Genomic DNA, 10,987 nt, shown 5'->3' with positions numbered 1-10,987 from the left:
GTGTAGGCCCTGGACGTGGCTCGGCAGCGGGCTCGGCAGTCGCTTACTGCCTATCCATTACGCAGATCGAGCCAATCAAGTACGGTTTGCTCTTCGAGCGCTTCCTCAATCCTGACCGTATATCGATGCCGGATATTGACATTGACTTTGATGATAAGAACCGCTGGCGTGTCCTCGATTGGGTAACCAATAAGTATGGTCGTGATCACGTCTCCAACATCATCACGCTCACGACGATGGCGACCAAGGGTGCGATCAAAGGGGTGGCCCGTGTAGAGGAGCTACCGCTAGACCAAGCGAACAAGCTCTGCAAGCTCATACCCGACAGACCGCCCGAAGGGGTTAAGCACCTAAACCTTGAGTGGATGGTGCAGAACAATCAAGAGTTTCGCGAAGCGTCTGTCAGTCAGAACGAACAGCTTGCCAATACGATCCGCTATGCCCGCCAACTGGAGGGTACCGCCAGTACTACGGGTGTGCATGCCTGTGGCGTCATCATCAGTGGCCCGCCCGTCAGCGATGTGGTGCCACTCTCGACCGCCATTGATCCAGATACCAACGAGCGCAAGCTCGTGGCGCAGTATGAAGGCAAGGTGATCGAGCCGACGGGACTGATCAAGATGGACTTCCTCGGTCTGCAGACACTCAGCATCATCAACGATGCACTGGGAAACATCAAGGAGAGTTACGGTATCGACCTAGACATTGACATGATCCCCGTTGACGATCCCAAGACCTTCGAGCTATACTCACGGGGCGATACGGTCGGCACCTTCCAGTTTGAGAGTCCTGGTATGCGTAAGTACCTACAGCAGCTTGAGCCGACCGAGTTCAAGGACTTAGTGGCGATGAATGCGCTCTACCGTCCTGGCCCTATGGACAATATCCCGACCTTTATCGAGCGCAAGCATGGCCGTCAGGAGATTACCTACGACCTGCCCGAGATGGAGCCTTACCTCAAGGACACTTACGGCATCACCGTCTATCAGGAGCAGGTGATGATCCTCTCTCGTGTGCTAGGCGACTTCACACGAGGCGACAGCGATAGCCTGCGTAAGGCGATGGGTAAGAAGAAAGAAAAAGAGATGGCGAAGTACCGCATCAAGTTTGTAGAGAACGGTGTCGCCAAGGGGCATCCACGTGAGACGCTCGAGCGTATCTATGACGGGTGGCAGAAGTTTGCCAGCTACGCCTTCAACAAGAGTCACTCCGTCTGCTACGCCTGGGTCGCCTACCAGACTGCTTATCTGAAGGCGCACTACCCCGCACAGTTTATGGCAGCGCTACTAACCTGTAACCAAAACAAGTCTGACAAGCTAGCGAAGTACCTTGAGGAGGTACAGCATATGGGGCTTGAGGTCAAGGGACCTGACATCAATGAGAGCTTTACCGCCTTCTCGGCCAATAAGGAGGGAGTCATACGCTTTGGCCTCGGCGGTATCTCGCATGTGGGGCTATCGGTCGCTGAGGCTATCATCGAGGAGCGCAAGGAGCATGGAGCCTATAAAGATGTGTACGACTTCTTCCAGCGCACCGACCTGACCAACTGCTCACGGCGAGCCCTTGAGGCGCTCATCTTGTCGGGAGCTTTCGACAGCTTTGGCATTGAGCGGGAGGTTTACTTCACTCCTATAGCCAAGAGTGGCGTGAGTAGCCTCTCCTATGGCAAGGACGAGACTTTCCTTACTTCACTTATGCAGTATGGCAAAATCCTCGAGGGGGAACGTACGCAGGTGCAGGCTTCGCTCTTTGGCGATAGCGACCCGAGTGTCAAGCTCCCTAAGCCCCTACCCCCCAAAGATGTGGAGCCGTGGAGCAATTTGGAGCGCCTGACCAAGGAGCAGACATATATAGGGATGTATCTGAGCGCCCATCCGCTAGACCCCTACGCCTTCGTCATTGAGTACCTCTGCAACTGTCCCACCTCCGATCTAGCTCAATATGCGGAGCTAGGGCTCACGCAGCTGACCTGCGCTGGTTTGGTCACGAAGGTGCGTCAAGGCATTAGTAAGAAGAACGAACCTTACGCTATTATCCAGCTTGAAGACACTTCCGGGACTGGCGAGATACCGCTCTTTGGCAAGGATTACGTGAATTTCGGTAACTTTGCGCAAGAAGGGCTAGCCATCTTAGTGAAGATGAGCGTCACGCCGAGCCGATTCGATCCCAATCGTCTCTACCGCACGGTGCAGAGCATGCAGCTACTCTCGGACATCACAGAGGATGCTTTCAGAGTCATTCAGCTGACGATTGACCTGAGTCAAGGCGAGGACGCCACGCCGAGTGGCTCCTACGAGGAGGGTGCCGACGGTGAGGAGGAGATACTGGATCGCCCCAACACCCTCGAGGGTGCCATCGAGCTGGGCAACGCTATCAAGGATCACCCTGGTAAGACGGAGCTGGAGATTACTTTCTGCTCCTCCATGGTCCCCTATACGACGACGATGTATGCGCCTAGCATAGAGCCGGGCAAGTGGCTCCTAGAGATCGTCAAGAAGTACCAGATCCAGTGTGCCGTACAAGCGACTAAGTGATAGCCCACACCTATTATATATAGACGACATTTCATACTAACTCTAAAATACACAAGAACTATGGCAATGGAAATAACAGATGCTAATATAGCTGGCCTCATGGCTGAGGGCAAGCCGATGATTCTAGACTTTTGGGCTACCTGGTGTGGTCCCTGTCAGATGGTTGGTCCGATGATTGATGAGCTTGCTGAGGAGTTCAACGGCAAGATCATCATCGGCAAGGTCAACGTAGACGAAAACAGCGACCTACCTAGCCAGTACGGCATACGCAATATCCCGACGATCCTCTTCTTCAAGGGAGGTGAGCTGGTGAGCAAGCTCGTCGGAGCTCAGAGCAAGGCTAAGCTACAGGAGGAGGCTCAGAAGCTCCTTGACTAGTACCCTCTAGACAGTCGCATCCGTAGCAAGCGAGTAGCGACAAATAAGCAAGAGAACCCGTTTTAAGACGTACAGACGTGTCGCCCCTATGCTGGGAGCACGTCTGTACGTCTGTCATTCTATAGTGAGATGAGTAGGAGATCTATAGAGACTGCTATGTGAAGCGGAGCGAGCCCCTCAATAAGCCTTGAGACAAACGCTTAGGAAGCTACGAGACGTGACAGAGATAGACCTAACCAAAGAGCTAGCAGACCGATCAGCACGCTACCAGCGATGTAGAGGAGAGCTAATCCGTAAGCACCCTCGCGAAACATGGAGTAGCTCTCTGCCGTAAAGGTCGAGAAGGTGGTGAACCCGCCACAGAAGCCTGTGATAAAGAGCAGTCGCAGATGTGCCATGTCGCTACACAAGCCGATGAGTAGCCCGATGAGGAAGCACCCCACGAGGTTGACCACGAGTGTCGCTAGCGGTATAGAGCCCGTATAGTGACGTGCTAGTAGGAGAGCCGTAAGGTAGCGCAGGGCACTCCCGAGGGCACCGCCGAGCGCTACGAGAAGAAATTGTCTTAGCATAGTTCCTTATCTAAGTTGATCCAGTTGCTTTGTCCTCCAGAGCGGACGTGTTATAGCGGACGAATGCATCTACCTCTCTATGACAGAAATCGGTAAGTGGAGGGAATCGGGAAATTCATCCGTAGATATTCTGGATTATCCAGCGAGGAAACGGAAAATCCTTCGGAACTTTCATTTCATTCTTCCGAAGTTTCATTTCATTCTTCCGAAGTTTCATTTCGCCCCTCCGTGGAAAATATTCATTGTCTCGTGAGCTATTAGAAAATTTCTCGGGAGATATTGCGGACTTAGCGAAGATGTATGAATATCGATAGCACTATGAAGCCAAGCTCAATCCATATATCCCTGAGTTGTTGTCAAGCGTAGTTCGTGGAGTACCAAGCCATAATGCGTCAGCCCTGCTTTGTCCTCTAAGTCTAGAGGAGAGCTACTAAAAAAGGTAGTACCCTCTCTAGATGGGAGAGTACTACCTAATTGATCTATGGATGAGACATCCGATCGGGCTAGTCGCTCAGCTTGGCAGCGAGGAACTGACGGTTGAGGCGTGCGATGTGGCTAATGGAGACGCTCTTGGGGCACTCCATCTCGCAGGCACGTGTGTTCGTACAGTTGCCGAAGCCTAGCTCGTCCATCTTAGCAATCATTGCCTTAGCACGCTTGTGTGCCTCAGCACGACCCTGTGGTAGCAGCGCTAGCTGGCTCACCTTAGCCGAGACGAAGAGCATAGCAGATCCGTTCTTGCAGGCAGCAGCGCAAGCGCCACAGCCGATGCAAGAGGCTGCGTCCATTGCTTCGTCAGCCTTGTGCTTAGGGATGGGGATCGAGTTAGCATCGGGTACGCCTCCTGTATTGACCGAGACATAGCCACCAGCCTGTATGATCTTGTCATAGGCCGAGCGATCCACCATCAGGTCACGAATGATCGGGAAGCCCGCAGATCTCCAAGGCTCGACAGTGATCGTGTCACCATCCTTGAAGGTGCGCATATGCAGCTGACAAGTGGTGATAGCACTGATAGGACCATGTGGGTGTCCATTGACATACATAGAGCACATACCGCAGATACCCTCACGACAGTCGTGGTCGTAGATAACGGGCTCCTTGTCCTCGGCGATGAGCTGCTCGTTGAGTATGTCGATCATCTCAAGAAAAGAAGCGCTCTGAGGCACATCCTTGAGTGCATAGGTCTCAAAGTGTCCCTTCTCGCGGGGACCTCTCTGACGCCATACCTTGACATTGATATTTATATTGTGATCCATTGCTATGATTATCTACAGGGTTGCTTAGTTCTTATAGTTACGCTGGAGACGCTCGGTGAATTCGTATACCAGTGGCTCCTTGTGCATGACAGGGTCTTGACCCTCGCCTTGATACTCCCAGCAGGAGACGTAAGCAAAGTTCTCATCGTCACGCTTTGCCTCACCCTCCTCGGTCTGATGCTCTACGCGGAAGTGTCCACCACAGCTCTCCTCACGGTCGAGGGCATCGTGTGCCATGAGCTCACCGATCTCTAGGAAGTCTGCTAGACGTAGCGCCTTCTCTAGCTCGATGTTAAGGTCGTCAATATTACCTGGTAGGTGGAGGTCACTCCAGAAGACCTTGCGTAGCGCCTTGATCTTCTCGATACCTGTCTGTAGACCCTCCTTAGAGCGTGCCATGCCGACATACTCCCACATGATATGTCCTAGCTCCTTGTGGATGCTGTCGACCGAGCGCTTGCCGTGCATAGAGGCGATACGCTGGATGCGCTCCTTGAGCGCCTTCTCAGCCTCGTCAAACTCCTTGTGGTCGACGCTAAAGTGCGGTACCTGAATCTGATCCGAGAGATAGTTCTGTATCGTGTAGGGCAGGATGAAGTAACCATCAGCAAGACCCTGCATGAGGGCAGAAGCACCGAGACGGTTAGCACCGTGGTCGGAGAAGTTTGCCTCACCGATCGCAAAGAGCCCTGGGATCGTAGTCTGTAGCTCATAGTCTACCCATAGACCACCCATCGTGTAGTGGATAGCAGGGTAGATCATCATTGGGGTCTCGTAGGGGTTATCGGCAGTGATCTGCTCGTACATCTGGAAGAGGTTGCCGTACTTGTCCGCAACGACATCACGTCCCATACGCTCGATGGCGTACTTAAAGTCTAGGAAGACGGCAAGACCCGTATTGTTTACCCCAAAGCCCGCATCGCAGCGCTCCTTAGCAGCACGGCTAGCCACGTCACGAGGTACTAGATTGCCGAAGGCCGGGTAGCGACGCTCGAGGTAGAAGTCACGATCCTCCTCAGGGATATCGTTTGCCTTCTTGGTACCAGCCTGTAGCGCCTTAGCATCCTCCAGCTTCTTGGGCACCCAAATACGACCGTCGTTACGGAGAGACTCCGACATCAGCGTCAGCTTAGACTGAAAGTCTCCATGCTCAGGGATACAGGTCGGGTGGATCTGTGCCATACAGGGATTGCCAAAGTAAGCGCCCTTCTTGTAGCACTGCCAAGCTGCGGATCCGTTGGAGGCGATAGCGTTTGTCGTGAGGTAGAAGGCGTTGCCGTAACCGCCCGTAGCGATCACTACGGCATGAGCCGCAAAGCGCTCGATAGCACCCGTGACTAGGTTGCGCGCTATGATACCTCTCGCACGACCGTCTATGATGACTAGGTCGAGCATCTCGTGGCGTGTGTAGAGCTTGACGCTACCCTTGTGTACCTGACGGCTGAGCGCTGAGTAAGCACCGAGGAGTAGCTGCTGTCCCGTCTGACCACGAGCGTAGAATGTACGGGAGACCTGTGCCCCACCGAAGGAGCGGTTGTCTAGTAGACCACCGTACTCACGTGCGAAGGGGACGCCCTGAGCGACACACTGGTCAATGATTTCGTTAGATACCTCTGCGAGGCGGTATACGTTTGCCTCACGAGCGCGGTAGTCACCCCCCTTGATGGTGTCGTAGTAGAGACGGTAGACAGAGTCGCCGTCGTTCTGATAGTTCTTTGCCGCGTTGATACCACCCTGAGCTGCGATAGAGTGTGCACGTCGAGGAGAGTCCTGGATGCAGAAGTTTAGTACGTTGAAGCCTAGCTCTCCTAGAGAAGCTGCTGCGGAGGCGCCCGCTAGACCTGTACCGACAACGATGACATCGAGGAGACGCTTGTTGGCGGGGTTGACCAGCTTCTGATGATTCTTATAGTTAGTCCACTTCTCAGCTAAAGCACCAGCTGGGATTTTGGCATTTATTTCGCTCATATCTCTGATGATTAAGGTAGTTCGTAGATTTAGATGATAGGAAGAGTAGCTACATTAGCCTCAGCGTAGGGGATAGCCTCATTAAGGCTCTGCGGACCTGAGTAGATGAAGCCAAAGTAAACGACTACAACGGCAAAGATGAGCACTAGTAGTGTGGCGACGATGTAGCTGATGACATGTAGGCGGTTGAACCACTTCTTATTGTTCCACCCAAGAGTCTGCAGAGCACTCCAAAATCCGTGCGTAAGGTGAAACCAAATAGCTACGAGCCATACGAGGTATAGGATAGAGACCCATACATTGCTAAAGGTCTGCACGACGAGCTGGTAGCCCTCGGCACTCTCACCTCCCGTCCACTCCTGTAGTTGCATCTTGCTCCAGAAGTGTGTCAGGTGGAAGACCAGTAGCCCCAATACGATGATACCCAGGACAAACATATTCTTGCTCGCCCAGTCTATCTTAGCCCGTGTGAAGATGGCGTAGCGATCATTGCCACGTGCCTTACGATTGAGCAGTGTCAGCCATAATGCGTAGATGATATGTACGATGAAGCCCAGCGCTAGGACGGGGACCATGATCTGTACCAATATGTTGGTACCCATGACGTGACAGGCTTGATTGTACAGCTCCGTAGGGAACTCGCTATTCACATTGATCGCATCGTAGACGGCTAGTAGGTTGATACAGCCATGTAGCAATAGGAAGATAATCAAGAAGAGTCCTGAGAGACTCATGATGAACTTTCTCCCGATTGATGATTTAAAGATCCACATATTTGTTCGTTTGATTACTTGAGTGATGTTATCAGTTACTGTAGGTCTGTCTAGACATGGCAAATAGCTGTATAGGGGAAGGGCTTCTCAGAGCGCTCTACCGACCTTTTGCGATGCGAGACATCTCCTTTGCTCCACAAAGATACAAAATACCTACTATTAACTACTATAATATCGTCTTAATTTCAGGAGGGGAAGAGATTAGAGGTCAGAAAAGAGAGATTAGAGTTTTAGACTGTGTCCTCTTCCTGAAAAAAAGTACACAGTTGGGGAGGTGTTACTGAGATGGTACACGTGTATATCGCTGAGTTTTTGTTTCCACAACAAATATACTGCATTAACCTTAAAGGGACGGTGGGCGCATCGTCCCTTTTTTCGTCTCGGCAGCTCGCTACCTGCTCCTCCCGCCCTCCTAGGAGAGGAGGGGGCGTCCGGAGCAGGGCGAGCTCCACTCCAAATTGCATTTTGGAGTGGAAAATACGACAGTCGCCACAGATGTATGACATACCCATCATAGCATAAAAGAAGCCCCTTGCTAAACGCAAGAGGCTTCTATCTCTGAACTATGATTAAACGTGACCTCGGAGGGGCTCGAACCCTCGACCCACTGATTAAGAGTCAGTTGCTCTACCAACTGAGCTACGAAGTCAAGCTTCATTCTGGAGTGCCACAGGGGCTTCCTTCCTGAACTGTGATGCAAAGGTACAACTTTTTCTGAATACTGCAAGCACTTTGGGCAACTTTTTTCGCAATCTGCTAATTCTGCCTACGAGACTTCACTTCTTAGCTTGGACGCAAGAGAGTCCCTGCGCAACAGAAATATCCTCAGGACCAACCTGTTGGATCTTTAGTCCCATACAAAACAAGAAGTCTTCGTGGGAACCGATACCAAACAAGGAGCGTGCAACCCTTTTGTTCCTCAAGATGATTGTTGATGACTCTTGACAGCAGGTGCCCTGATCCTCGTGTCGTACCTTTGCATCGTCTCCTCAGAGATATTGCCACGCACACCTCTAGAGGGTTAGCAGGTAGAGAAAATTAGGCTCTGCAGCCCCTATCAGTAGACAGTCTATGAGAGCAATCGCCGGCAAGCTCTATGACACCTATTATACATAGGGAGTCCTCAAGGTAGCAATGACAGCATCTCAATAGAAGACGAACTAAATTTATCAACTCTAAAAAAACAAATTACTATGGCAATCAAGTATGCTATCCAGCAAATCAACCGCAAAGGCTTAACCCTAGGCACTACTACGACTAATTACTACGCACAAGCTAAGTACGATGGTGTCACCTCACAGGCAGACATTGCTCAGATGGTCTCTCAAATCTCCGCTATATCTGTCGGTGACGTGCTCAGCGTCTTGAATACGGTCTCTATGCTACTCTCTATAGAGCTTGCTAATGGACGTATAGTAGACCTAGGAGATCTAGGACGATTTAGAGCGACTCTGCGTAGCAAGTCTTGCGACAAGCCTGAGAGCTTCAAGCGGGAGATGATCTATGGCAATAGGGTCATATTTGTCCCGGGGCATCAGGTTCGCACCAAGATGAAAAACGCTAGCTACCTCAAGTCTGATGTCTCAAGCTCATCAGTAGGAACAGGAGAGAAGCCTCATACGACTCCTGGTCATAACACCTCCGAAGAGCCAGGCTCTAAGACTCCTCCTGCAAGTAACGAGACTGAGGGTACCTCCAAGTCAGAAAAGAACAACGGTGGCTTATAGTCAAAGTTGACTAATCGGAGCATTTCAAAGAGGGGGGCGGAGTAATCTGCCCCCTCTACTCTCTACCCTCTAATCTCTATAATTATGAAGACTGAAGATATTAAGTATATCGTAGTACACTGTAGCGCCACACGTAGTAATATGACTTACAGCTCATGGCAACTAGACCAAGACCATCGTGCCAGAGGCTTTGCCATGGCTGGATACCACTTTTACATCACACGCTCAGGCGTTATTGAGTCTTTGCGACCTCTCTCCATGCCTGGTGCTCACGCTATCGGATACAACCGCTGTAGTCTCGGCATATGCTACGAGGGGGGACTGAAACCTGACGGTACTCCGTGGGATACCCGTACGCCTGAGCAGCGAGCTGCTATGCTCAAGCTACTGCAGACGCTCGTAGCTATCCACCCTAAGGCACGCATCGTGGGGCATAGAGACTTGAGCCCCGACCTAAACCACAACGGCATCATAGAGCCTCACGAATGGATGAAGGCGTGCCCCTGTTTTGACGCATTCAAAGAGTATCTATCCCTATGGCACAAACGATAAAACCTCGAGGTGGCAAGCAACTCTGCCTAGCCTTCATCCTGAGCATCTCTGGCATAGGTCTCCTAGCTGCGGGCTTTACAGCACCTCCACTAGGGGTCATAGACAGCTCTGTGCTGGTGGCATACGGGGAGGTGATGACCTTCGTGGGAGCCCTCCTCGGACTAGACTATAAGTACAAGTATCATGAGGAGCTATAAAAGTGTCGTGTGCGCACTGATCCTCACCGCCAGTATGCTACTGAGCTGTGGCACTCGGCGAAAGCACTCTACCGAGGCATCGCAACAACAGTCGCAGCAACGTAGCGAGCTGGCGGTGAACCATGCGGAGCAACATCTCCGTGACACCACCCTAGAGGAGTGGGAGATACTCCTCCTAGACACCGTTTCGCCTAGTCGAGGGGCTTTCGCTGTAGGGGCTCTGGCTGAAGACTCGCTACTGGCTGTGAGTCGGTCGCAACTGCCAGGTGTGCGCTACATACGTGCTAGGCGAACGGTCGTCCAGCAACAAGATAGTGTGGCTCGAAAGGAGGAAGTGCTACAGCAAGCGAACCGTCAGCAGAAAGAGATGACGGAACGACAGACGGCAGAGCATCGTCCGAATTGGCTTGCTGGGCTATTAGTTGGGATCGTGGGTAGCTTGCTCCTGGTGGTCGGGGTCGCTACGCTTATGCGGATCTTGATGCGACGGTGGCGCTGGTAGGAGCGTGGGGATCGTGCGTCCCTACAGTCGTTACACGTCGGGGTGCGTCCAGCGGGTTACACGTTCGTGCGCCCCGACCTTTCGCTATTCGATCATAAAGAGCTGAGCCGATATACGTATCCACTCGTTGATCTTTTTCACCTGGACGACCCGAGCGTAAAATTCTTTGCCAGCGTCCATCAAGCGAGATATGACTAGGTTGAGCTCTTGTGGCACATAGCCTATGCGGTGCTCCTCGTAGTAGATGGCGATGGCGTGCTCGTCGTGTTCGTTTTGTGGCTGACGTACCATACGCAGCACGGTGTCTGGCAGTAGCGTCGGGTAGAGTTCCTGTACTACAGGGCAGAAGGTGGTGCCAGCGACTACGATGTCTAGCAGGAAGATCTCCCGCTTGGGCAGTCCTAGTGCGTTGATCCCCTCTGTGCCAATGAGCGCTAGTAGCTCTGGGCTGACTGGTATGATCTCATGTTTCATAGGTCGTGTGACTTGTACTCCTCCATTAGCGATATGATCGTCTGCATCTCC

At 52.1% G+C, this 10,987-nt stretch carries 11 protein-coding genes and 1 tRNA gene; 6 read left to right on the top strand and 6 right to left on the bottom strand.

From position 1 onward, the window contains the following. Positions 1-2,534 (top strand): DNA polymerase III subunit alpha (gene dnaE / locus Q0X57_RS05420; protein WP_297728726.1); only part of this gene is annotated, 2,534 nt, incomplete at its 5' end. A 60-nt stretch (positions 2,535-2,594) separates the two neighbouring features. Beyond that, entirely contained in the window at positions 2,595-2,912 is a 318-nt protein-coding gene (gene trxA, locus Q0X57_RS05415; protein WP_297728723.1) for a thioredoxin, read from the top strand. Positions 2,913-3,112: 200 nt separating this feature from the next. Here trxA and crcB read toward each other — a convergent pair whose 3' ends face one another. From crcB to Q0X57_RS05390, 5 genes are all read right to left on the bottom strand, one after another. Next, on the bottom strand, positions 3,113-3,484 hold the full coding sequence (gene crcB / locus Q0X57_RS05410) for a fluoride efflux transporter CrcB (RefSeq protein WP_297728720.1): 372 nt from the start codon (positions 3,482-3,484) through the stop codon (positions 3,113-3,115). Positions 3,485-3,987: 503 nt separating this feature from the next. Beyond that, entirely contained in the window at positions 3,988-4,743 is a 756-nt protein-coding gene (locus tag Q0X57_RS05405; RefSeq protein ID WP_007364516.1) for a succinate dehydrogenase/fumarate reductase iron-sulfur subunit, read from the bottom strand. 24 nt (positions 4,744-4,767) lie between these two features. Next, a complete protein-coding gene (locus Q0X57_RS05400; protein ID WP_297728717.1) occupies positions 4,768-6,711 on the bottom strand; it encodes a fumarate reductase/succinate dehydrogenase flavoprotein subunit in 1,944 nt (647 codons plus the stop codon). A gap of 29 nt (positions 6,712-6,740) precedes the next feature. Beyond that, complete coding sequence (locus Q0X57_RS05395; protein ID WP_297728714.1) at positions 6,741-7,484, bottom strand: succinate dehydrogenase cytochrome b subunit; 744 nt, start codon at positions 7,482-7,484, stop codon at positions 6,741-6,743. Between the two features lie 576 nt (positions 7,485-8,060). After that, a tRNA-Lys gene (locus Q0X57_RS05390) sits at positions 8,061-8,133 on the bottom strand. A gap of 544 nt (positions 8,134-8,677) precedes the next feature. Here Q0X57_RS05390 and Q0X57_RS05385 point away from each other — a divergent pair. The 4 genes from Q0X57_RS05385 to Q0X57_RS05370 all read left to right on the top strand — a co-directional run bounded on the left by Q0X57_RS05385 (position 8,678) and on the right by Q0X57_RS05370 (position 10,462). After that, positions 8,678-9,211 carry an HU family DNA-binding protein gene (locus Q0X57_RS05385; RefSeq protein ID WP_297728712.1) on the top strand — a complete coding sequence of 178 codons (534 nt, stop codon included), beginning with the start codon at positions 8,678-8,680 and terminating at the stop codon, positions 9,209-9,211. An 84-nt stretch (positions 9,212-9,295) separates the two neighbouring features. Then, a complete protein-coding gene (locus Q0X57_RS05380; protein ID WP_297728709.1) occupies positions 9,296-9,763 on the top strand; it encodes an N-acetylmuramoyl-L-alanine amidase in 468 nt (155 codons plus the stop codon). After that, positions 9,748-9,960, top strand: a complete 213-nt coding sequence (locus Q0X57_RS05375) for a hypothetical protein (RefSeq protein WP_297728707.1) — start codon at positions 9,748-9,750, stop codon at positions 9,958-9,960. Before Q0X57_RS05380 ends, Q0X57_RS05375 begins: the two co-directional genes overlap by 16 nt. Beyond that, on the top strand, positions 9,947-10,462 hold the full coding sequence (locus tag Q0X57_RS05370; RefSeq protein ID WP_297728705.1) for a hypothetical protein: 516 nt from the start codon (positions 9,947-9,949) through the stop codon (positions 10,460-10,462). The genes Q0X57_RS05375 and Q0X57_RS05370 overlap by 14 nt, the downstream gene beginning before the upstream one ends. An 84-nt stretch (positions 10,463-10,546) precedes the next feature. Here the strand turns inward: Q0X57_RS05370 and Q0X57_RS05365 are convergent. Then, the coding region (locus Q0X57_RS05365; RefSeq protein WP_366775081.1) for an HIRAN domain-containing protein at positions 10,547-10,987 on the bottom strand (441 nt) is incomplete at its 5' end.

Origin of the sequence: uncultured Porphyromonas sp. (assembly GCF_947254915.1) — a bacterium.
Lineage (GTDB): Bacteria > Bacteroidota > Bacteroidia > Bacteroidales > Porphyromonadaceae > Porphyromonas.
The sequence above is the reverse complement of the archived record's forward strand: the minus strand, read 5'-3'. Positions and strand labels throughout refer to the sequence as shown.

What these genes read in the sequence shown, in the direction of transcription:
- crcB (WP_297728720.1), bottom strand. Translation starts at nt 3,484, where the DNA reads ATGCTAAGACAATTTCTTCTCGTAGCGCTCGGCGGTGCCCTCGGGAGT.
- Q0X57_RS05400 (WP_297728717.1), bottom strand. Translation starts at nt 6,711, where the DNA reads ATGAGCGAAATAAATGCCAAAATCCCAGCTGGTGCTTTAGCTGAGAAG.
- Q0X57_RS05405 (WP_007364516.1), bottom strand. Translation starts at nt 4,743, where the DNA reads ATGGATCACAATATAAATATCAATGTCAAGGTATGGCGTCAGAGAGGT.
- Q0X57_RS05375 (WP_297728707.1), top strand. Translation starts at nt 9,748, where the DNA reads ATGGCACAAACGATAAAACCTCGAGGTGGCAAGCAACTCTGCCTAGCC.
- trxA (WP_297728723.1), top strand. Translation starts at nt 2,595, where the DNA reads ATGGCAATGGAAATAACAGATGCTAATATAGCTGGCCTCATGGCTGAG.
- Q0X57_RS05370 (WP_297728705.1), top strand. Translation starts at nt 9,947, where the DNA reads ATGAGGAGCTATAAAAGTGTCGTGTGCGCACTGATCCTCACCGCCAGT.
- Q0X57_RS05385 (WP_297728712.1), top strand. Translation starts at nt 8,678, where the DNA reads ATGGCAATCAAGTATGCTATCCAGCAAATCAACCGCAAAGGCTTAACC.
- Q0X57_RS05395 (WP_297728714.1), bottom strand. Translation starts at nt 7,484, where the DNA reads ATGTGGATCTTTAAATCATCAATCGGGAGAAAGTTCATCATGAGTCTC.
- Q0X57_RS05380 (WP_297728709.1), top strand. Translation starts at nt 9,296, where the DNA reads ATGAAGACTGAAGATATTAAGTATATCGTAGTACACTGTAGCGCCACA.